Origin of the sequence: Lysobacter sp. Root494 (genome assembly GCF_001427225.1) — a bacterium.
GTDB lineage: Bacteria > Pseudomonadota > Gammaproteobacteria > Xanthomonadales > Xanthomonadaceae > Agrilutibacter.
Genome location: NZ_LMFH01000006.1, coordinates 271328 through 291806, shown reverse-complemented (window position 1 = coordinate 291806; position 20479 = coordinate 271328). Strand labels below are relative to the sequence as shown.

At 64.8% G+C, this 20479-nt stretch carries 20 protein-coding genes; 1 reads left to right on the top strand and 19 read right to left on the bottom strand.

Annotation, left to right across the window (positions count from 1 at the left end; translation table 11 throughout):
* Window positions 1-12: 12 nt before the first annotated feature.
* The 8 genes from era to rpoE all read right to left on the bottom strand — a co-directional run bounded on the left by era (window position 13) and on the right by rpoE (window position 7964).
* Complete coding sequence (era, locus tag ASD14_RS10700; RefSeq protein ID WP_056133168.1) at window positions 13-924, bottom strand: GTPase Era; 912 nt, start codon at window positions 922-924, stop codon at window positions 13-15.
* 47 nt (window positions 925-971) lie between these two features.
* Window positions 972-1628, bottom strand: coding sequence for a ribonuclease III (rnc, locus tag ASD14_RS10695; RefSeq protein ID WP_056133164.1), 657 nt, complete (start codon window positions 1626-1628; stop codon window positions 972-974).
* Entirely contained in the window at window positions 1625-2002 is a 378-nt protein-coding gene (locus ASD14_RS10690) for a DUF4845 domain-containing protein (RefSeq protein WP_056133162.1), read from the bottom strand. Before ASD14_RS10690 ends, rnc begins: the two co-directional genes overlap by 4 nt.
* 26 nt (window positions 2003-2028) lie before the next feature.
* Window positions 2029-2832 carry a signal peptidase I gene (lepB, locus tag ASD14_RS10685; protein ID WP_056133158.1) on the bottom strand — a complete coding sequence of 268 codons (804 nt, stop codon included), beginning with the start codon at window positions 2830-2832 and terminating at the stop codon, window positions 2029-2031.
* A gap of 125 nt (window positions 2833-2957) precedes the next feature.
* Window positions 2958-4751 (bottom strand): translation elongation factor 4, encoded by a 1794-nt coding sequence (gene lepA, locus ASD14_RS10680; RefSeq protein ID WP_056133155.1) that lies wholly within the window; start codon window positions 4749-4751, stop codon window positions 2958-2960.
* 105 nt (window positions 4752-4856) lie between these two features.
* Entirely contained in the window at window positions 4857-6395 is a 1539-nt protein-coding gene (locus ASD14_RS10675) for a DegQ family serine endoprotease (RefSeq protein WP_056133150.1), read from the bottom strand.
* Window positions 6396-6468: 73 nt separating this feature from the next.
* Window positions 6469-7356: a sigma-E factor negative regulatory protein gene (locus tag ASD14_RS10670; RefSeq protein ID WP_056133148.1), complete on the bottom strand. Its 888-nt coding sequence runs from the start codon at window positions 7354-7356 to the stop codon at window positions 6469-6471.
* Complete coding sequence (gene rpoE, locus ASD14_RS10665; protein WP_056133522.1) at window positions 7353-7964, bottom strand: RNA polymerase sigma factor RpoE; 612 nt, start codon at window positions 7962-7964, stop codon at window positions 7353-7355. Before rpoE ends, ASD14_RS10670 begins: the two co-directional genes overlap by 4 nt.
* Before the next feature lie 412 nt (window positions 7965-8376).
* On the opposite strand from rpoE, the gene ASD14_RS10660 reads away from it, so the two are divergent.
* Complete coding sequence (locus ASD14_RS10660) at window positions 8377-10437, top strand: 3-hydroxyacyl-CoA dehydrogenase NAD-binding domain-containing protein (protein WP_056133145.1); 2061 nt, start codon at window positions 8377-8379, stop codon at window positions 10435-10437.
* Window positions 10438-10507: 70 nt separating this feature from the next.
* Here the strand turns inward: ASD14_RS10660 and ASD14_RS10655 are convergent, their stop codons facing one another.
* The 11 genes from ASD14_RS10655 to ASD14_RS10605 all read right to left on the bottom strand — a co-directional run bounded on the left by ASD14_RS10655 (window position 10508) and on the right by ASD14_RS10605 (window position 20447).
* Window positions 10508-10873 (bottom strand): PilZ domain-containing protein, encoded by a 366-nt coding sequence (locus ASD14_RS10655; protein ID WP_056133142.1) that lies wholly within the window; start codon window positions 10871-10873, stop codon window positions 10508-10510.
* On the bottom strand, window positions 10870-11844 hold the full coding sequence (locus ASD14_RS10650) for a DNA polymerase III subunit delta' (RefSeq protein ID WP_056133139.1): 975 nt from the start codon (window positions 11842-11844) through the stop codon (window positions 10870-10872). Before ASD14_RS10650 ends, ASD14_RS10655 begins: the two co-directional genes overlap by 4 nt.
* Window positions 11841-12491 (bottom strand): dTMP kinase, encoded by a 651-nt coding sequence (tmk, locus tag ASD14_RS10645; protein WP_056133136.1) that lies wholly within the window; start codon window positions 12489-12491, stop codon window positions 11841-11843. The genes ASD14_RS10650 and tmk overlap by 4 nt, the downstream gene beginning before the upstream one ends.
* A complete protein-coding gene (gene mltG / locus ASD14_RS10640; protein ID WP_056133519.1) occupies window positions 12488-13561 on the bottom strand; it encodes an endolytic transglycosylase MltG in 1074 nt (357 codons plus the stop codon). Before mltG ends, tmk begins: the two co-directional genes overlap by 4 nt.
* A 25-nt stretch (window positions 13562-13586) precedes the next feature.
* A complete protein-coding gene (gene pabC / locus ASD14_RS10635; RefSeq protein ID WP_056133133.1) occupies window positions 13587-14408 on the bottom strand; it encodes an aminodeoxychorismate lyase in 822 nt (273 codons plus the stop codon).
* The gene (locus ASD14_RS10630; protein WP_056133130.1) at window positions 14405-15760 is read right to left on the bottom strand and encodes an aminodeoxychorismate synthase component I; all 1356 of its coding nucleotides are present in this window, start codon (window positions 15758-15760) and stop codon (window positions 14405-14407) included. The genes pabC and ASD14_RS10630 overlap by 4 nt, the downstream gene beginning before the upstream one ends.
* 97 nt (window positions 15761-15857) lie before the next feature.
* Window positions 15858-17096: a beta-ketoacyl-ACP synthase II gene (fabF, locus tag ASD14_RS10625; protein ID WP_082538912.1), complete on the bottom strand. Its 1239-nt coding sequence runs from the start codon at window positions 17094-17096 to the stop codon at window positions 15858-15860.
* 185 nt (window positions 17097-17281) lie between these two features.
* Complete coding sequence (gene acpP, locus ASD14_RS10620; protein ID WP_036135371.1) at window positions 17282-17521, bottom strand: acyl carrier protein; 240 nt, start codon at window positions 17519-17521, stop codon at window positions 17282-17284.
* Window positions 17522-17652: 131 nt separating this feature from the next.
* Window positions 17653-18399: a 3-oxoacyl-ACP reductase FabG gene (gene fabG / locus ASD14_RS10615; RefSeq protein WP_056133124.1), complete on the bottom strand. Its 747-nt coding sequence runs from the start codon at window positions 18397-18399 to the stop codon at window positions 17653-17655.
* Window positions 18396-19343 carry an ACP S-malonyltransferase gene (fabD, locus tag ASD14_RS10610; protein WP_056133120.1) on the bottom strand — a complete coding sequence of 316 codons (948 nt, stop codon included), beginning with the start codon at window positions 19341-19343 and terminating at the stop codon, window positions 18396-18398. Before fabD ends, fabG begins: the two co-directional genes overlap by 4 nt.
* 123 nt (window positions 19344-19466) lie before the next feature.
* Window positions 19467-20447 (bottom strand): beta-ketoacyl-ACP synthase III, encoded by a 981-nt coding sequence (locus tag ASD14_RS10605; RefSeq protein WP_056133116.1) that lies wholly within the window; start codon window positions 20445-20447, stop codon window positions 19467-19469.
* Between the last annotated feature and the right edge of the window lie 32 nt (window positions 20448-20479).

Below are 20479 nucleotides of genomic sequence, written 5' to 3'. Positions count from 1 at the left end.
GGATCGTGTTGCTCAATCGTGGTAGCCGAACGCGCGCAGTGCCGCTTCGTCGTCGGACCAGCCTTCGCGCACGCGCACCCAGGTTTCCAGGAACACCTTGTTGCCGAACAGGCGTTCCATCTGCAGGCGCGACTTGGTCCCGATTTCGCGCAGGCGTTCGCCGCCCTTGCCGATGACGATCAGCTTCTGGCCTTCGCGCTCGACCCAGATCACCGCACCGATGCGCAGCATGGCGCCACCCTTCGGCGAAGGCTCTTCGACGAAGCGCTCGACCTCCACGGTCGTTGCATACGGCAATTCTTCCCCGAGCTGGCGCATGAGCTGCTCGCGCACGAGTTCGCCGGCGAGGAAGCGCTGGCTCTTGTCGGTGATCTCGTCTTCGGCGTACAGCGGCGGCTGTTCGGGCAGGTGCGACAGCACGTCCTTCACCAACGCCTCCAGGCCCTTGCGCTTGAGCGCGGAAATCGGGTGCACCCCGACGAAGTCGCGTCCTTCGCTCACCTTGGCAAGATAGGGCAGCAACTGCGTCTTGTCGGTTATCCGGTCGACCTGGTTGACCACGAGGATGACCGGCACCCCCGCATTGCGCAGGGCGTCGTAGGCGAGCGTGTCTTCGTCGTCCCACTGCCCCGCACGCACGACCAGTAGCGCGACGTCCACGCCTTCGAGTGCACCGCGCGCGGCGCGGTTCATCAGCCGGTTCATGGCCCGCTTCTGTTCACGGTGGATGCCGGGCGTGTCGACCAGAAGCAATTGGCCTTCCGGGAACGTCGCGATGCCCAGCAACCGGTGGCGCGTGGTCTGCGGTCGCGAGGACACGATGCTCACCTTGGCACCGACCAGAGCGTTGACCAGGGTGGATTTGCCGACATTGGGGCGGCCGAGGACGGCAACGTGGCCGGCGCGATGCGTGGGTTCAGTCATGTGCGAATTGTCGACCCCGCGCCTCTTGAGGGCAAACGGAGCTTTGATCAGGTCGCGCCCAAGGCTTGCAGCGCTGCTTCCGCAGCCGCCTGTTCCGCCGCTCGGCGGGAACCACCCTCGCCCTGCGTGACCAGTGGAGGCTGCTGCAGGGTACAGGTAATGAGGAACGTCTTGGCGTGATCCTCGCCGCTTTCCGACAGCAGGGCGTAGACGGGTAACGGTTTCTGCTTGCCTTGCAGCCATTCCTGCAGGCGCGTCTTCGCGTCCTTGCCCACCTTGTGCGGCGGCGGCAAGTCATCCATGGCGGCCTGGAACCAGGGCATGACCACCGAACGGCAGGCTTCGAAGCCGGCATCGAGGTAGATGGCTGCAACGACGGCTTCGAGCGCGTCGGCAAGGACGGAATCGCGGCGATGGCCGCCGGATTTCATTTCGCCAGGGCCGAGGATCAGCTTGGCGCCGAGATCCAGTTGCCTGGCCATGGGAGCGAGGGCCGACTCACGGACGAGCTCCGCACGGGCGCGGGTCAGTGCGCCCTCATCCGCATGCGGCCAGTGCTGGTAGAGCGCTTCAGCGATGAAGAGATTGACCAGCGCATCGCCCAGGAACTCGAGGCGCTCGTTGTGGGGAGCGCCTGCGCTGCGGTGGGTCAGCGCCTGTGTGAGCAGGTCCGGGCGAGAAAACTGGTACGAGAACTCGCTCAATCGCCTGCCTTGCGGGTGAGTATCTTTTCCGCATGGAATTTTCCGACCACATCGAGATTGGCTATCAGCGGGCGGCGGTTCTCGTAATCCACTATCACGATCCAGCTGGTTTCCCTTCGCTCCACCTTTACGTCGTCATGCTTGATGTTCAGCGCATAGCTCATGTAAAGGCGCTTGAAGAGCAACTCTTCGACCTGGCCGGCACTCTTGTTCGCAACCCCGTCCTCGTTCGCAAGACTTGCCAGCGCCTTCTTCAGAGAATAGAACTCGGTGTACATCGGTACCAGCTTCATGCCGACGTAGATAAACAAACCTGCCACGGCCAGGACAATCACGAACCCGATAAAGGTCAATCCACTCTGCTTGCGCTTCATCAAACTCTCCCCAGTATTCGAAAGCGTCAATGGATGCTGGTACCAATCCGCCGGTACTCGAGCCCGCCGTCCCAGCTCATCCAGATGAGAAATGCCTTGCCGCGCAGCTGGCTCTCTGGCAGGAAGCCCCAGTATCGGCTGTCCTCGCTGTTTTTGCGGTTGTCGCCCATCACGAAATAATGCCCCTGCGGGACTTCCCAATCGCCTTCCCCCGGATCTACAAACGGCGAGGCGGAGGATTCCAGGACGGAATGCGGCCGTCCGGGCAGATTCTCACGCAATTCGAGGGAGCCCGTCATCTCGGCGCCCTTGCCCTTGCCGGTGTACATGCCGATCTCCTCGTAAGGGATCGGTACGCCGTTCACCGTGACCTGGTTGTCGTGGTATCCGACGCGGTCGCCGGGCAAGCCGATCACGCGCTTGATGTAGTCCACGCCCTTGTTGGGATCGTCTGGCGAACGCCCGGGGAAGTGGAATACCACCACGTCACCCCGCTTCGGCTCGCCGACGTCGACGAATTTTTGGTTGGTAATCGGCAGGCGCAGCCCGTACGCGAACTTGTTGACCAGGATGAAGTCGCCGGTAAGGAGCGTCGGCATCATCGAATTCGAGGGGATCCGGAAAGGCTCGGCCACGAAGCTGCGCAGGATCAGCACGATCGCCAGGACCGGAAAGAAAGCCTTGGAATAGTCGACGACAAGCGGTTCCTCGCCCTCGTCCAGCAGCCCGGCACCCGCCGCCCTGCGCTTGGCGAGGAACAGCTTGTCCAGCAGCCACACCAGACCGGTGAACAGCGTCAGGATGACGAGGGTGATTTCGAACCACTTCATGCTTGCTCCTCGTGAGCTTCAACTTGGCGAACGGAGAATAGCCGCACTACTTCCGGCAACGGGCTCCGTCCCGATGCCAATGATGACACCAGCGGATACCGCGGGGTTCCGTAAATCAACACGGGCTACTTGCTGTCCACCTGCAGCACCGCAAGGAACGCTTCCTGCGGAATTTCCACGCGCCCCACCTGCTTCATGCGCTTCTTGCCCTCTTTCTGCTTCTCGAGGAGCTTCTTCTTGCGGCTGATATCGCCGCCATAGCATTTGGCCAGCACGTTCTTGCGCATCGCCTTGACCGTGCTGCGCGCGATGACCTGCGAACCGATGGCGGCCTGGATCGCCACGTCGAACATCTGCCGCGGGATCAGGTTCTTCATCTTTTCGCACAGCTCGCGGCCGCGGCGATCGGCGTGGCTGCGATGGACGATGATCGACAACGCATCGACCTTGTCGCCGTTGATCAGCGTGTCGACACGCACGAACGGACCAGCCTCGAAGCGAAGGAAGTGATAGTCGAGCGACGCATACCCGCGCGACACCGACTTCAACTTGTCGAAAAAGTCGAGGACGACCTCCGCCATCGGCAGCTCGTAGCTGATCTGCACCTGGCTGGCCATGTACTGGATGCCGACCTGCACGCCACGCTTTTCCTCGCACAGCTTGATCACGTTGCCGATGTAATCCGGCGGCGTGAGGATGTTGGCTCGGATGATCGGCTCGCGGACCTCTTCCACCATGTTCACCGGCGGCAGCTTGGCCGGGTTGTCCATAGGCAGGATGGTGCCGTCGGTCTTGAGCACCTCATAAACCACCGTTGGCGCGGTGCTGATCAGGTTGAGGTTGTATTCGCGCTCCAGGCGTTCCTGCACGATTTCCATGTGCAGCATGCCGAGGAAGCCGCAGCGGAAGCCGAAGCCCATCGCCTCGGAGCTTTCCGGCTCGAAGCGCAGTGCGGCATCGTTGAGGCGCAGTTTGTCGAGTGCTTCGCGCAACGCCGGATAGTCCTCCGCATCCACCGGGAACAGGCCGGCGAACACGCGCGGCTGCATTTCCTGGAAGCCGGGCAGCGCATGCGGTGCGGGATCGCTCGCCAGCGTCAGCGTGTCGCCGACCGGCGCGCCATGCACATCCTTGATCGACGCATTGATCCAGCCCACCTCGCCCGCGCCGAGCTTCGCCAGCGGCTTGCGCTTGGGTGTGAATACGCCGACGCCGTCGACCTGGTGGGTGCGTCCGGTCGACATCACCAGGATCTTGCTGCCCGGCGTGATCTCGCCCTGCATCACGCGCACCAGCGACACCACGCCGAGGTAGTTGTCGAACCACGAGTCGATGATCAGCGCCTGCAGCTTGTCGGTGTCGCGCGGCTTCGGTGGCGGAATGCGCTTGACGATCGCTTCCAGCACAAGTTCGACGTTGAGGCCAGTCTTGGCACTGATCGCGACGGCATCTTCGGCGTCGATGCCGATCACCGCTTCGATCTCCGCCTTCGCGCGATCCACGTCGGCCGTGGGCAGGTCGATCTTGTTGAGGACCGGAACGACTTCGAGTCCCTGCTCCACCGCGGTGTAACAGTTGGCGACGGACTGGGCTTCCACACCCTGCGCCGCGTCGACCACCAGCAACGCGCCTTCGCACGCGGCCAGCGAACGGCTGACTTCGTAACTGAAGTCGACGTGGCCCGGCGTATCGATGAAGTTGAGCTGGTAGGTGTTGCCGTCCTTCGCCTTGTACGGCAACGAGACGGACTGCGCCTTGATGGTGATGCCACGTTCGCGCTCGATGGGATTGGAGTCGAGCACCTGGGCTTCCATCTCGCGGGCCTCGAGGCCGCCGCAGAGCTGGATGATGCGGTCCGCCAGCGTCGACTTGCCGTGGTCGACGTGGGCGATGATCGAAAAATTGCGGATGAGTTGCATGCGGGCGGCGTCGTGCCGTCTCGAAAAAGTTAACGCGCGATTATCGCATACGCGACTGCGCCCGCCTTTGCGGGGCGGGCGCAGCGTGCGATCGATGAGCCGCGCTCAGCCGGATGATTCGTCTTCGCCCGCGGTTACGGCGATGAACTGGGTGGCGTTGCCACGGCGGACCAGCAGCATCACGGTCTGTCCGTCCTTCACTCCGGAGAGCGCGCGATCGAGCGCTGCGGCGGACCCCACGCTCGAGCGGCCCACGGAAAGAATGACGTCGCCCGGCTGCAGGCCCGCCTGCGCCGCGGAGTCGCCGACCTTGGCAAGGCGCACGCCTTCGCCGGATTGCAGGCCGAGCTGCTGGCGCTCCGAAGCGGTCAGGTCGCGGCCGATCAATCCCAGGGGATTGCCGCGTCCGGAAGCCGCGGGCGCCTGATCCTGGTCGCCCGGACCAGGCAGGTCCGCCGCGCCACCCGCCAGGCTCTCGTCCAACGCATCCAGCGTGGCCGTGATTTCCCGAGGCTTGCCTTCGCGGATGATGCTCAGGCGCACCCTGGAGCCGGGGCTCATGCCCCCAATCAGCGGCGGCAGGTCGCTGGAAACATTCACCTGCCGGCCGTTGACCGCGCGGATGACGTCCATGGCTTCGATGCCCGCCTTGCTCGCCGCGCCACCGGGGACGACCACGGAAACCAGCGCACCACTCGCATCGGGCAAGCCGAGACCGCGCGCCTCTTCGGCCGAAATTGCCTGTACCTGCACGCCGAGCTGTCCACGCGTGACCTTGCCGGTCTTCTTGATCTGGTCGGCCGCGCCCATCGCCACGTCGATGGGAATGGCGAAGCTCACGCCCATGTAGCCGCCGGAATTGCTGAAGATCTGCGAATTGATCCCGACGACTTCGCCCGACGTGTTGAGCAGCGGACCGCCGGAGTTGCCGCGGTTGATCGCGACGTCGGTCTGGATGAAGGGAACGTAGCGCTGGTCGGCGTACGGGTTGGCGCGCCCGACCGCGCTGACGATGCCGGCGGTGACCGACTGGTCGAGTCCGAACGGCGAGCCGATCGCGACGACCCACTGGCCCGGCTTGAGATGCGCGGAGTCGCCCAGGCGCAGCATCGGCAGGCCCTTGGCGTCGATCTTCAGCAGCGCAACGTCCGATTGCTGGTCGCTGCCGACCACCTTGGCCTTGAATTCGCGCCGATCGGACAACTTGACCGTGACCGTGTCCGCGCCTTCGACCACATGGTGGTTGGTCAGCACGTAGCCATCGTTGGAGATGATGAAGCCCGTACCCATCGAAAATCCGCGCGGTGCCTGCGGCATCTGCGGACCACCGGGTCCCTCGAAGATGCCCGGAGGGAGCATGCGCCGGAAGAACTCGGGAATTTCGTCCTCATCCGGTACCTGCTGCGCGCGGGCCACCCGGCGCGACCCCACTTCGGCGCTGATGTTCACCACGGCGGGTGCCACCTGCTGCACCAGGTTGGTGAAGTCGGGCAACCCGGTGACGATCGGAGCAGCAGGGACGGTCTGCGCGGTGGTGGTCGCCGGCACGGTCGCACCAGTCGGGGACGGTTGCGCGGTGCAGGCGGTGGGCAGCGTGGCGGCGATGACGCCGAGCACAGCCAGGGAGCGAAGCGGTCGGTTCATGGGCATCTGTTTTTTTGGGTGGAAGTCGACAGCGCGGCGCCAGCCACGCTGTGTTGAACGGCGGCCTGGTGCGTCAGCGCTGCGGTTCGGTTGCGGACGGCCGGATCGACTGGCTCTCCGGCAATCGCGGCTCGAAGGGATAGAGCGACGACGGCGTATTCGAGGAAGTCGAGCCAAAGCCCACCGTGAGCGTGCCAGCCGCATCGCCAGACAACACCGGGCGGGGCCACGGGCGCGTGACGATGTCATCGACCTGGGGATGGAACGGCCGGCCGGTGGTGACCGGCGCCGGCGCCGCGGCGGCGACGGCTTCAACTGCTTCGTTACGGGCCTGAGCAGCCGGGCCGCGGGCCATTCGCGCTGCGGAGCGCGAGGCACGACGGGTGACACGATGGCTTGCTGTCGTGGCCGGAACGTCGGCGGTCGCGATCGAAGTGGTCGATGGGCCATCTGCGGAAGCCGGGAGCGGCGGCGGCGCACTCTCAATCGATGCGGCTGGCGCCTGGGTTGTTGCCGGCGCGGAAGCGACTTGCCGGTCGGGCGCGGAAGTTTCTGAGAACGGCCGCACCACCAGCACAGCTGCCATCGCAACCGAAGCGGCCAGTGCCGCGCCACCGATCCAGCGCCGCCGTGAACTCGCCGCCGTCGCCGAAGCCTCCATGCGTCCGGCGTGGGCAGCCGCCACAGCCGCCGCTTCCGCATCCAGCATCCGCATCACGCCGCCGGCGAAACCCGCCGGCGCAACCGACGTCGCCTCGCCGCGCAACGCATCGCCAATCATCTGCCAGCGGCCGCAGGTCTCGCGCCACTCCGCATCGTGATCGAGCCGCTTCAGGGCGAAACGCGCGGCGTCACCCGGGAGCTCGCCATCGAACAGCGCGCTCAGCGTCTCGCGCCCATCGCGCGGATGCAGCGGATGTTGGTTGGACGCGGAGTTCGGATTGTCAGAGCGATTCGTCATCGGTGCGCGCGCTCCCGCAGGTTGGCGTCGTGATCGAGCAAGGGTCGCAATTCGTTGTCGATGGCCTCGCGCGCCCGGAAGATCCGCGAACGCACGGTGCCGATCGGGCAATCCATCCTGGCGGCAATCTCCTCGTAACTCAGTCCCTCGACTTCACGCAGGTTGATGGCCATGCGCAGTTCCTCGGGCAAGGCTTCGACCGCGCGCATCACGGTAAGTTCGATTTCCTGCCTCAACAGTTCATGCTCGGGCGTCGCGGTCTCGCGCAGGCGGGTGCCGCTGTCGTACTGCTCGGCATCGCTGGCATCGACGTCGTCGGTCGGCGGCCTGCGGTTCTGCGCAACGAGATGATTCTTGGCAGTGTTCACGGCGATCCGGTGCAACCAGGTATAGAACTGGGAGTCGCCCCGGAAGTTGGGCAGCGCGCGATACGCGCGGATGAAGGTTTCCTGCGCCACGTCCTGGCATTCGCTCCAGTCGGCGATGTAGCGGCCGATCAGCGCGACGATGCGGTGCTGGTACTTGCGCACCAGGGCATCGAACGCGGTGCTGTCGCCACGCTGCACGCGCCGGACCAGCTCCTGGTCCAGGTCGGATTCCGGGGTCATCTGTTCGGCCGTCACCGCGCCGGCACTCCTGTCTGCTCGGCGAGGCCGAAGCTTCCGACCGCCCGTCCGGGGGAAAGTTCATTCATCCGGTCATTTATTGGGGCGCGGACCATACGCCGCAAGCGCCATGTGTCACGGCTAGCCACCTGCCGGACCGCCCGCTGGCATGATCGCGGATGCCCCAACAGCGAAAACAGGCACGCACACGCCTGATTTTGCAGCGGACGACCTTGGGCCTGCGTCGGATTCGCCCATGAAAGACGCTCGGAAGCGTCTCTTTCCAACACAATGCGGACCATACGGTTTGACGCGGTCGAAACAAGCTCGGGATCATAGGAACCATACCGGTCAGGATGGCCGGCCCACCTGAGGCGCAGATGCGCCACTTCCCTGAATTGAAGGATGGTCCCGCATGATCGCTGGCCTCGATGGTCTTCGCTTGCAGCACTGGAAACTGGAACAGCGCGACGATGGGGTCGTGGTGCTGTCGTTCGATCGCGCCGGCACCTCGGTGAATACGTTCGCGCAGGAAGTGCTGATCGAGCTCGACGGGCTGCTCGAGCGCCTCGCGCTGGATCCACCCAAAGGCATGGTGCTGCGTTCGGCCAAGACCAGCGGCTTCATCGCCGGCGCCGACATAAAGGAGTTCGCCGAATTCGACGCGCGCGGCAACGTCAACGACGCGATCCGCCGCGGCCAGCAGGTGTTCCAGCGGCTCGCGGAGCTCCCGTTTCCCACGGTCGCCGCGATCCACGGTTTCTGCATGGGCGGCGGGACCGAGATCTCCCTTGCCTGCCGCTATCGCGTGGCAAGCAGCGATCCGTCCACTCGCATCGGCCTGCCCGAAGTAAAGCTCGGCATCTTCCCGGGTTGGGGTGGCAGCGTGCGCCTGCCGCGGCTGGTCGGCGCGCCGGCCGCGTTCGACATGATGCTGACCGGACGCTCGCTGTCCGCACCGGCCGCGCGTGCGATCGGCCTGGTCGACAAGGTCGCCGACCCCGCTTCTCTGTTGGAGGAAGCCGCGAAGCTCGCGCTGCGCGGAACGCAGCGGCCGTTCAAGCAGCGCTTCATCGGCTGGCTGACGAACACCTGGCCCGTGCGCCAGGTCCTCGCGCCGATGCTGGTGAAGCAGGTCGCGCGCAAGGCCCGCAAGGAGCACTACCCCGCCCCCTACGCGTTGATCGGCAGCTGGCAACGCGCGAGCGGTGGCATGCAGTCACTGCTCGCTTCCGAGCGCAAGGCGGTGGTGAAGCTCGCTTCCACGCCGACCGCGCGCAACCTGATCCGCGTGTTCTTCCTGCAGGAACGGCTGAAGTCCACCGGCGGCAAGGATCACGGCATCAAGCACGTGCATGTGGTCGGTGCCGGCGTGATGGGCGGCGACATCGCGGCGTGGTCCGCGTATCGCGGCTTCGAGGTGACGTTGAGCGATCGCGAACAGCGCTTCATCGACAGCGCACTCGCCCGTTCCGCCGAACTGTTCAACAAGAAGGTGAAGGACGAAGCCAAGCGCGCAGCGGTCGCCGCACGCCTGAAGGGCGACCTCACCGGCGACGGCGTAGCGCAGGCGGATCTGGTGATCGAAGCGATCATCGAGAAGCCCGAAGCCAAGCGCGATCTCTACACCACGATCGAACCGCGCATGAAACCCGACGCGCTGCTCACCACCAACACCTCTTCAATTCCCCTTGTCGAGCTGCGCGAACACATCGCACGTCCCGCGCAGTTCGCCGGGCTGCACTACTTCAATCCGGTCGCGCTGATGCCGCTGGTGGAAATCATCCGCCACGACGCGATGGCGCCGGAAACGGAGCAGCGTCTCGCCGCGTTCTGCAAGGCGATCGACAAGCTACCCGTGCCGGTCGCGGGCACGCCGGGTTTCCTAGTCAACCGTGTGCTGTTTCCGTACATGCTCGAAGCAGCGACTGCGTTCGCGGAAGGCATCCCGGGCGCGGCGATCGACAAGGTCGCGGTGAAGTTCGGCATGCCGATGGGACCGATCGAACTCATCGACACCGTGGGGCTCGATGTCGCTGCGGGCGTGGGCGCGGAACTCGCGCCATTCCTCGGACTGCCGATTCCCGCTTCGCTGTCGACGCCGCCCGAACCCGGCAAGCGCGGCAAGAAGGATGGCCAGGGCCTTTACAAATGGGTCGACGGCCGCGCGCAGAAGCCGGAACTGCCGAAGGATTACAAGGCACCCGACGACCTCGAAGACCGCCTGATCCTGCCACTGCTCAACGAAGCCGTGGCATGCTTGCACGACGGCGTGGTCGCCGATGCGGACCTGCTCGATGCCGGCGTGATCTTCGGCACCGGCTTCGCGCCTTTCCGCGGGGGGCCGATCCAGTACATCCGCGAAACCGGCGTGGGCGTGCTCCTCGAAAAACTCAAGGCGTTGCAGACAAAGTACGGCGACCGGTTCGCGCCGCGCGAAGGCTGGTCGAATCCCGCGTTGAACAAGACTTCATGAAACGAAACAGCCCGGGCATGACCCGGGCTGTTTGATTCTGTGCTGCGAAGTAGCGGCTTATACGAACGGCTCACATCGTGTGCGTCGGCCGCTCCGCAGCGAGCGTGCCGGCGAGCAGCGCTTCGATCTTGCCCTTCACTGTTTCGCCTTCGGCCGTATCCGGGAACTGCACGCCGATGCCGGCCGGACGATTGCCCTGCGCACCCGGCGGCGTGACCCACACGACCTTTCCCGCTACGGGCAGGCGTTCGTTGGACTCGGGCAGGGTCAGCAGAAGGAAGACTTCATCGCCGAGGAAGTAACGCTTCGTCGTGGTGACGAAGATGCCGCCGTTCTTCAAAAACGGCATATAGGCGCTGTAAAGCGCAGCCTTGTCCTTGATCGCGTGCGACAGGATGCCCTGCCGTGCGCCACCTGCTCCTGTTGCTCCACTCATCCCCTGCTTCCTCCGATGCCTGCTCCGGTACTCCGCCACGCGAGCAGCAATTCAACGACAGCCAAGTCCGCCCTTACCGTCGTCCGCAAGAGATCGCGTACACGATTGGCCTGGTCGAACCAGGCGGCCAGACTGCGCGTTCGGCCGGGGTCGGTCAAGCGGCCGGCGTCCGCCAATGCGAGATCCGCGGCGTGGCGCAGGCGGAGTTCGAGGTCACCGTCTGCAGCCCAGCGTTGCGCGGCATCGGCTACAGCCAATTCACCCCGCGACACCTTCGCCAGGTCGGCCGCGACTTCACGCCGCACGGCGAATCCGTTGCCCTGGAGCCATTCATCAGCGAGTCCCGGATGACCGCGTGCGGCCTCCAGCGCCTCGCGTGCGACCGACTCGCTGTGGCCACGCGCGCGCAGCCAGCTGAGCGATTCATTTTCCGGAGGCAGGCGGAATTCGAGCTTCTGGCAACGGCTGCGGATCGTGGCCGACAGCCGCGCCGGATGCGCGGTAACCAGCCACAGGTAACGCCCTGCAACGGGCTCCTCCAGCGTCTTCAGCAAGGCATTGCTGGCGGCATGATTGATTGCTTCGGCAGGATCGAGGATTACGATCTGCGCGCCGCCGTACTGCGGCGTGAGCGACAGGCGCTCGGACACTTCACGGATTTGTTCGATCACGATCTCGGTACGAAGCCGCGTGCCTTCCTTGTTCGGAACGAAGGAGATGAACTGGTAATCGGGATGCGTACCGGCGTCCAGCAGATGGCAGGCGCGGCACTGGCCGCAGGGCTCGCCGTTCCGCTTCTGTTCGCACAGCAGCCGTTGCGCCAGCCTAACGGCGACTTGACGTTTGCCCAGTCGCGCCGGGCCCGCGAACAGCAGTGCATGCCCAAGCCGGCCTGCCTCCAGCGAAGCTGCGGCCTGCGCATAGATTCGCTGTTGCCATGGCGCGAATGCCGCGGGAGTAATTGCGCTCATGTGTCCGCCAGCGCGCGAAGATGCGACAGCGCCTGCGCCGCCACTGCTTCCGCCGATTGGGTCGCATCGATGATACGGAACCGGCGCGGCTCGGCTTGCGCACGCGCGAGGAAACCGTCGCGCACGCGCTCGAAGAAATGGTCGTGCTCGCGCTCGATGCGATCCGGACCGCTTGCGCCGGGCGCGAGGTCGCGCCCGCGTGCGCGTTCACGGCCATGGGCAACGCCGATGTCGAGCAGCAGGGTTATGCCTGGTTCGATGCCGACGACGCGGCGTTCGAGGTCGGCGATGAAGCCCGCATCCAGCCCGCGTCCTGCGCCCTGGTATGCATAACTGGAATCGGTGAAACGATCGCTGATCACCCACGCGCCGCGCTGCAGCGCCGGCACGATCACTTCGCGCACATGCTGCGCGCGCGCCGCAAACACCAGCAGCAACTCGGTTTCGACCGCAGGCGGCTCATGGTGCGTATCCAGCAGCAGGCTGCGGATCTGCTCGGCCAGCGGCGTGCCGCCCGGCTCGCGCGTGGAAACCACCTCGAACCCGCGCGCAAGCAGGAACTCGCGCAGTGCCGCGAGCACGGTCGACTTGCCGGCGCCTTCGCCACCTTCGATGGTGATGAAGCGCGCGTGCGACTGCAGCGTCATTGCTTCTCCGCCGTGGGCGCCGCGGCGCGCCCCTGCTGCGCGCGGTAATTCTTCAGATAGCGGCTGACGTTGGCCTGGTGCTCGGCCAGCGAGCGTGCAAACAGATGGCGGCCGCTGCCGTCGCCGATCGCGACGAAATACAGCGCCTCGCCGGGCGCGGGATTCGCAACGGCTTCGAGCGCGTCCTTGCCCGGCATCGCGATCGGCGTGGGCGGCAGGCCGGCACGCTTGTAGGTGTTGTACGGCGTATCGGTCTGCAGGTCGCTCTTGCGGATGTTGCCGTTGTAGTTCGAGCCCATGCCGTAGATCACCGTCGGATCGGTCTGCAGCAGCATGCCGACCTTCAGGCGCCGCTCGAATAGGCCCGCGATCTGCGGGCGTTCCGCTGCAATACCAGTTTCCTTTTCGACGATCGACGCGAGCGTGAGCATCTCCTCTGGCGTCTTCAGCACGGTGTCCTCGTGGCGGCGCTCCCATGCCGAAGCCAAAGCCTTCTCCATTGCGCCGTATGCACGGCGTAGTACGTCAAGGTCGCTGTCACCGGCGGTGTAGAGATAGGTCTCGGGAAGGAAACGGCCTTCCGGATGCTGGCCCGGATGGCCGAGCGTCTTCATCAGCGCGGCGGCGTCGAGCTGTGCGGTTTCCTGGGTCAGCGGTTTGGCGCGGGCAAGCGCGGCGCGAAGCTCGCGGATGTTCCACCCTTCCACGATCGTGAAACGGCGCTGGATCACCTTGCCGTCGCGCATCGCGACCAGCAGTTCGCGCGGTGAGGTTTTCGGATCGAGCGGGTATTCGCCAACCTGCAGCTTGCCGGCGGCCCGCAACTGATGTGCGAGCGCGCGCCATTCGATGGATTCGCCCGTCTCGACGCCCGCCGTACGCAGTTTGCGCAGCACTACCGGCAGCGAGTCTCCGCGTTCGACGAGCACGCTGGAGCCCGACGCAATACCAGGCATGGGCCTGTTCGCGAAGCTGCCGTAGTGCTGCCATGCGAGAAAGCAGGCGCCCGCCACGATCAACAGAAGCAGGAAAACGATGCCGCCGAAGCGACGCTTTGGTTTGCGACTCACGTCGTCTCCGATCGTTGGCGTGGATTCACGGCGCGAAGCCCGGATGGGCCGCGGCAAGCCGTTCACGCGCCGCTTCGACCCGCGGATGCGGCGCCCAGTCGCGACCGCCCAGCTTCGCGACCGGCAGGATACCCCGCACCGCATTGCACAGGAAAATCGCGTCCGCCTGTTCGATGTCGGTCACATCCAGGGGCGATTCGGCCGCCTCGAGTTCCCGCAATGCCCATGCGCGGCACACGCCGGCAACGCCGCAGCGATCGATGGGCGGCGTCCACCAGCGATCATTGCGCAGCACGAACAGGTTCGCGGCCGTGGCGCACACGACGTCGCCTTCGGTGCTGCGCATCAGGCCTTCGGATGCGTCGCGATCCTGCGCGGACAGATCGTTCCATTCCGCACGTGCCAGAACCTGTTCCAGCCGGTTGCAGTGCTTGATGCCGGCAAGCAGCGGCTGCACGGCGAGCCGTGTTTCGCACCAGCGAATGGTTATGGCTTGGTTCGGTGTACTCGGCGGGAGCGGATGCGTGGACACGACCCATGTGGGCACCACGTCATTCGCTGGCGCATATCCACGACCACCACTACCCCGCGTGACGATCAGCTTGAGCACTGCGTCCGTGCCGGAAAGCAGTTGCATGGCTTCGTTGCGCACCTGCATTTCGTACGGCAGCGGAATGCGCAAGCGCTCGGTACCTGCTCGCAACCGCGCCCAGTGCGCGTCCCACCAAGGCACGTCGCCACGGTGCGCGCGCATGGTTTCGAACAGCCCATCACCATAAGCAATGCCGCGATCGTTGGCCGCGACCGCATCGAAGCGGGTATCACCCACGAAGACACGCGCGTTCATCCCTCGATCCCAAGCGCGCGCAGCATGCCACGTGCCTTCGCACGCGTTTCCTCCAGTTCGCGCTGCGGATCGGAGTCGGCGACGATGCCTGCGCCGGTGCGGAAGCGGAGCAGGTCGCCTTCCACCTCCGCGCTACGAATCAGGATATTAATATCCATGTCGCCGTCGCGATTGAGCCAGCCGATCGCGCCGGTGTAGGCACCGCGGCCCTCTCGTTCCAGCTCGGCGATGATCTGCATGCAGCGTACTTTCGGGCATCCGGTGATTGTGCCCCCGGGAAACACGGCGCGGATCACCTCGCCCGGCGTGACACCAACGCGCAACCGGCCGCGCACGTTGCTGACGATGTGGTGCACGTGCGCGTAGCTTTCGACCGTCATCAGTTCATCGACTTCGACGCTCCCCGGCGTGCAGACGCGACCCAGGTCATTGCGCTCCAGGTCGATCAGCATCACATGTTCGGCGCGTTCCTTCGGATGACCAACCAGTTCGCGGATGCGCTCGGCATCGTCGTCGCCAGCGAAGCGCGCGCGCGTTCCGGCGATCGGGCGGGTTTCGACCAGATCGCCGCGTACCGACACCAGGCGCTCGGGCGAGGAACTCACAACGGTCCAATCGCGTTGCGCGAAGACGCCGGCGAACGGCGCCGGATTGTTCTCACGCAGGCGCTGGAACAGCGCAGCAGGATCCAGCGCGCCATCGAACCGGGCGCGCCAGCTGCGGGACAGATTTACCTGGAACACGTCGCCCGCGGCGAGATACCCGAGAACGCGCTGTACGCCATCGGTGTAGCGCTGCACTTCGTCTTCTTCGATCGTCGCGGGCGATTGCCAAGCAGGCAGCCCTGGCAGCAACGCTGCCGCCTGGATGTCGGACGCGATGACATTGAGCAGATCCGCGTGCGAAGTTTCGGCGACAATCACGCATTCGCCCGTGGCATGGTCGCGCAGGACCGCGGCGGCGCAACGCAATGCAACCGCGACAGGAATGCCGCCGGGAGCCGAAGGCAGCCGCAAGACGGGTTCCACCTGCCCAGCCAGCTCGTACCCCAGCATCAAGGCCCAGCCGCCGCGGAACGGCCAGCGGGGCTCGTCGCGTTGTACATGTTGCGATCGCCAGGCGGCATCCAGCGCAGTGAAAAAATCGCCCGGGACTTGGTGGCCCCGTTCGTCGCGCGTGATTCCGTCACGATCCAGTTGCAGGCGTTCGCCGGTAGCGACGAGCAACAGATCCCAGCGTCCCTGCGCGGTGCCCTGCGCACTGGATTCGAGCAGCAACGGATAACGCGACGGCGCAAGGCGATGCAGCGCGAGCAGGTCAACGGTCGGCGGCAGGGATCGGCTCAGCAGCATGTGCGTATTAGACCGCGTTTGGATCGATCGGGCTGGCCACGCCGGAAAGAACGATCCCCGCCGCAGCGGGGATCGCATATCAGGACGAAGCGGGCCTTCAGACGCGCTTGAACACCAGCGTGCCGTTGGTACCGCCGAAGCCGAAGCCGTTCGACATCGCCACGTCGACCTGCTTCTCGCGCGCGATGTGCGGCACGTAGTCGAGATCGCAGCCTTCGCCCGGTTCGTCGAGGTTGATCGTCGGCGGAATGATCCCGGCGTAAAGCGCCATGACGGTGAAGATCGCTTCGACGCCGCCCGCGGCTCCGAGCAGGTGGCCTGTCATTGACTTGGTCGAAGAAACCATCGTCCTGTAGGCGTAGTCGCCGAATGCGCGCTTGACCGCCAGCGTTTCGGCCACGTCGCCCAGCGGCGTCGAAGTACCGTGCGCATTGAGGTAGCCGATCTGTTCCGCGGTGACACCTGCGTCCTTCATCGCCGCGACCATGCAACGCGCGGGGCCTTCGCCGTTCTCGCTCGGAGCAGTCATGTGGAAGGCATCGGCGGTCGCGCCGAATCCGGCCAGTTCGCAATAAATGCGCGCGCCGCGCGCCTTGGCGTGTTCGTATTCCTCGAGGATCAGGATGCCCGCGCCGTCGCCCAGCACGAAACCGTCGCGATCCTTGTCCCACGGACGCGAAGCCCTGGTCGGTTCGTCGTTGCGGGTGGACATCGCCTTCATCGAACAGAAGCCGCCGACCGAGGTCGGCGAGGAACCACGCTCGGCGCCACCGGCGATCATCACATCCGCGTCGCCGTACTGGATCATGCGCATCGCCATGCCGATCGAATGGTTCGACGTGGCGCAGGCGGAAACGGCGGAAAAATTCGGACCCTTCACGCCGGTAAGCAACGACACCTGGCCGGGCAGCATGTTGATGATGGTGCTGGGCACGTAGAACGGCGAGATCTTGCGCACGCCGCCTTCGTGGTACTTGATCGTCTGCTCCTCGATGCCGAGCAGGCCGCCAATTCCCGATCCGATCAGTGCGCCGATACGTTCCGCGTTGGATTCATCGATCCGCAGGCCCGCGTCTTCCAGCGCCATCAGCGAGGCGGCGACGCCGTAATGGATGAACTCATCCATCTTCCTGGCATCCTTCGGATTGACCCATTTGGTGACGTCGAAGTCCTTCACCATGCCGCCGATGCGGGTGGTGAACGGAGCCGGATCGAAGTGGGTGATGGGACCGATGCCGGAACGGCTGTTGACGATGCCGTCCCATGTCGTCGCCAGGTCGTTACCCAGTGGCGACACGGCACCCATGCCGGTAATCACTACGCGTCTCTTCGACATGAAACACTCCGAACGCTGCGCCGGGAGTACCGGCAGGATTGCGGTTCAAACGCCACGGCATGGAACGCGTGGCTCAAAAACACGGGGCCGCAGAACGCGGCCCCGGGCTGGTTTTCATGGTTCGCCATCGACGATGGTCTCGGAAGGCCAACCATCGGAGCCGGTGTTGCCGGCTCCGCGATACATCAGGCCTTGACGTGCGCCTTGACGTAGTCGATGGCCTGCTGCACCGAGGTGATCTTCTCGGCTTCCTCGTCCGGGATCTCGCACTCGAACTCTTCTTCGAGCGCCATCACCAGCTCGACGGTGTCGAGGGAGTCAGCGCCGAGGTCATCGACGAACGACGCGTTGTTGGTGACTTCTTCTTCCTTCACGCCGAGTTGTTCGACGACGATCTTCTTGACGCGTTCTTCGATGCTGCTCATTGGGTCTCACTCCTCCCGGATCGGGAAATTCGATGGATTAGTCTAAATGAATCGAGGGCATTCGCGAAGCCGCCAAAAGCCCTTTTGCTTCAACCGGTTACGGTTACACAGGCAACCGATCTGGGCGAATTTCAAGGCATGTACATGCCGCCGTTCACGTGAAGGGTCTCGCCGGTGATGTAGGCGGCCGAGGGACCCGCGAGGAAGGCTACCGCACGCGCGATGTCGGCAGGATCACCAAGGCGTCCGAGCGCGATCTGTCCCATCAACGCCTGCCTGGCTTCCTCCGGCAGATCCTTGGTCATGTCGGTAGCGATATAACCCGGCGCCACGACATTCACCGTGATGCCGCGCGAACCGATCTCCTTCGCCAGCGATTTACTGAAGGCAATGATGCCGGCCTTCGCCGCCGCGTAATTGGTCTGGCCGGCATTGCCGGTGACGCCAACGACCGAAGCGATGTTGATGATGCGGCCCTTGCGCGCCTTCATCATCGCGCGCATCACCGCCTTCGAGGTGCGGTACACGCTGGTGAGATTGGTATCGAGGATGGCCTGCCAGTCCTCATCCTTCATCCGCATCAGCAGGTTGTCGCGGGTGATGCCGGCATTGTTGACGAGAATCGAAACCGGACCGATGTCCTTGGCGATGCTGTCGATGAGCGAATCGACGGATTCGCCATTGCTCACGTCGAGCACACGACCGTGCCCGCCATTCGCGGCGAGGCGGTCGGTGATCGCCTTCGCACCGGCTTCCGAAGTCGCGGTACCGATCACAACTGCGCCATGCGCAACGAGTTCATCGGCGATCGCGGCACCGATACCGCGGCTGGCGCCGGTGACCAGCGCGATTTCGCCCGTAAGGGGAAGACTGCTCATGCTTTCCACTCCGTCAATGCGGATTCAAATTCTGCAGGCGTGCCCAGCGCGCGGGCATCGAGTGACTTGTCGATGCGCTTGACCAGGCCCGCAAGCACCTTGCCCGGACCGCATTCGGCGATGCGCGTCACGCCGCGCGAAGACAGCGCCTGCACGCAACCGGTCCACTGCACTGGCAGGTAAAGCTGGCGCACGAGCGCGCCGCGGATCGAGTCGATGCCATCGTGCACTTCCGCATCGACGTTCTGCACGACGGGCAGCTTCGGTGCGTGCCATTCGATGTCGTTCATCGCTTCGGCGAGACGGTTGGCGGCTTCACGCATCAACGGCGTATGCGAAGGCACGCTGACGGCCAGCCTCACGGTTTTGCGCACGCCGCGCTCGACCAGCATCGCCAGCGCCTTGTCGACCGCAGCCGCGTGTCCGCCGATGACGATCTGCCCCGGCGAATTGAAATTCGCGGGAACGACGATCGCTTCCTGCGATGCGGCCTTGCAGATTTCGAGGACCAGTTCGTCTTCAGCGCCGAGCACGGCGGCCATGGCACCGGTACCGGCAGGTGCGGCGTCCTGCATCAACTGTCCACGCAGGCGCACGAGCCGTGCGCCATCGCGCAGCGACAGCGCATCCGCGGCAACAAGCGCGGTGTATTCACCGAGACTGTGGCCCGCGAACACCCCAGGTAGCGCGCCGCCGTGCTGCCGCCATGCGCGCCACACCGCAACACCCGCGGCAAGCAGCGCGGGCTGCGTGAATTCGGTTCGGTTGAGCTGGTCTTCCGGCCCGTCCTGCGTGAGGGCCCACAGGTCGGCATTCGCGCCTTCGCTGGCCTCGGCGAACGTTTCGCGAATCACGGCATGTTGACCCGCCAGGTCGCCGAGCATGCCCAGCGATTGCGAGCCCTGCCCTGGGAATACGAATGCGAGTTGCGAAGGCTCCGTCACGGCGTTCCCTTCAAAAAAGACGCGGCATGATACGGGTGAAGTCCGGCATTCGTCTGTACCCGTGCGTATGCGACATTGCGAGCGGATCGGCAGGGCGGAGCCTGCTCCGCCCTACGGGAGCAATCAGTAGCGCAGCAGCGCCGAGCCCCAGGTGAAGCCGCCACCGAAGGCTTCCAGCAGCACCAACTGGCCACGCTGCACCTTGCCGGAGCGCACCGCTTCGTCGAGCGCCAGCGGCACCGACCCCGAAGACGTGTTGCCGTGTTTGTCGACGGTAACGATCACGCGCTCCATCGGCATGTCCAGGCGCTTGGCTGTCGCTTCGATGATGCGCAGGTTCGCCTGGTGCGGGATCAACCAGTCGATCGCGTGGCGATCGAGACCGTTGGCTTCGAGCGTTTCTTCCACGACCGAATCGAGCGCCTTCACTGCGTGCTTGAACACGTCGTTGCCGCTCATGTGGATCTTTACACCGGCATTGGGTTCATCAGGCTTGAAACCCACCGATACGCCGACCGGATTCCACAACAATTCCTTCTTGCCGCCATCGGCGTGCATGTGCGTGCTGAGGATGCCGGTTTCGGTATCGGCCTTGAGCACCACCGCGCCGGCACCATCGCCGAACAGAACGCAGGTCGTGCGATCGCTCCAGTCGACCATGCGGGTGAGGGTTTCCGAGCCGATCACCAGCGCGGTTTTCGCGGCTCCGGATCGGATGAACTTGTCGGCCACGGTCAGCGCATAGACGAAGCCGGAGCAGGCGGCGTTGACGTCGAACGCCGGGCAACCATCGGCACCGAGGCGGTGCTGGATGAGGCACGCGGTCGACGGAAAGATCAGGTCGGGCGTGGTGGTGCCGACGACGATGAGATCGAGTTCCTTCGCGTCGACACCGGCGGCTTCGAGCGCGCGCACAGCAGCGTGATAGCCAAGATCGCTGGTCGTCTCGCCTTCGGCGGCGATGTGACGCTTGCGGATGCCGGTGCGCGCCGCGATCCATTCGTCGCTGGTATCGACGATCTTCGACAGGTCCTCGTTGGTGAGGACCTTCTCCGGCAGGTAGCTGCCGGTTCCGGCGATACGGGCGAACACTTGCTGGGTCATGCCTGTCTCGTTCTGTGAAGCGACGACTGGAA

Bases quoted from the DNA above. Each gene is read 5' to 3' on its own strand.
- tmk (WP_056133136.1), bottom strand. From the start codon at position 12,491: ATGACGCTGCAGTCGCACGCGCGCTTCATCACCATCGAAGGTGGCGAA.
- ASD14_RS10690 (WP_056133162.1), bottom strand. From the start codon at position 2,002: ATGAAGCGCAAGCAGAGTGGATTGACCTTTATCGGGTTCGTGATTGTC.
- lepB (WP_056133158.1), bottom strand. From the start codon at position 2,832: ATGAAGTGGTTCGAAATCACCCTCGTCATCCTGACGCTGTTCACCGGT.
- ASD14_RS10630 (WP_056133130.1), bottom strand. From the start codon at position 15,760: ATGCTGCTGAGCCGATCCCTGCCGCCGACCGTTGACCTGCTCGCGCTG.
- ASD14_RS10650 (WP_056133139.1), bottom strand. From the start codon at position 11,844: ATGAGCGCAATTACTCCCGCGGCATTCGCGCCATGGCAACAGCGAATC.
- era (WP_056133168.1), bottom strand. From the start codon at position 924: ATGACTGAACCCACGCATCGCGCCGGCCACGTTGCCGTCCTCGGCCGC.
- pabC (WP_056133133.1), bottom strand. From the start codon at position 14,408: ATGAACGCGCGTGTCTTCGTGGGTGATACCCGCTTCGATGCGGTCGCG.
- fabG (WP_056133124.1), bottom strand. From the start codon at position 18,399: ATGAGCAGTCTTCCCCTTACGGGCGAAATCGCGCTGGTCACCGGCGCC.
- lepA (WP_056133155.1), bottom strand. From the start codon at position 4,751: ATGCAACTCATCCGCAATTTTTCGATCATCGCCCACGTCGACCACGGC.
- ASD14_RS10675 (WP_056133150.1), bottom strand. From the start codon at position 6,395: ATGAACCGACCGCTTCGCTCCCTGGCTGTGCTCGGCGTCATCGCCGCC.
- ASD14_RS10605 (WP_056133116.1), bottom strand. From the start codon at position 20,447: ATGACCCAGCAAGTGTTCGCCCGTATCGCCGGAACCGGCAGCTACCTG.
- rpoE (WP_056133522.1), bottom strand. From the start codon at position 7,964: ATGACCCCGGAATCCGACCTGGACCAGGAGCTGGTCCGGCGCGTGCAG.
- ASD14_RS10660 (WP_056133145.1), top strand. From the start codon at position 8,377: ATGATCGCTGGCCTCGATGGTCTTCGCTTGCAGCACTGGAAACTGGAA.
- ASD14_RS10670 (WP_056133148.1), bottom strand. From the start codon at position 7,356: ATGACGAATCGCTCTGACAATCCGAACTCCGCGTCCAACCAACATCCG.
- acpP (WP_036135371.1), bottom strand. From the start codon at position 17,521: ATGAGCAGCATCGAAGAACGCGTCAAGAAGATCGTCGTCGAACAACTC.
- ASD14_RS10655 (WP_056133142.1), bottom strand. From the start codon at position 10,873: ATGAGTGGAGCAACAGGAGCAGGTGGCGCACGGCAGGGCATCCTGTCG.
- fabF (WP_082538912.1), bottom strand. From the start codon at position 17,096: ATGTCGAAGAGACGCGTAGTGATTACCGGCATGGGTGCCGTGTCGCCA.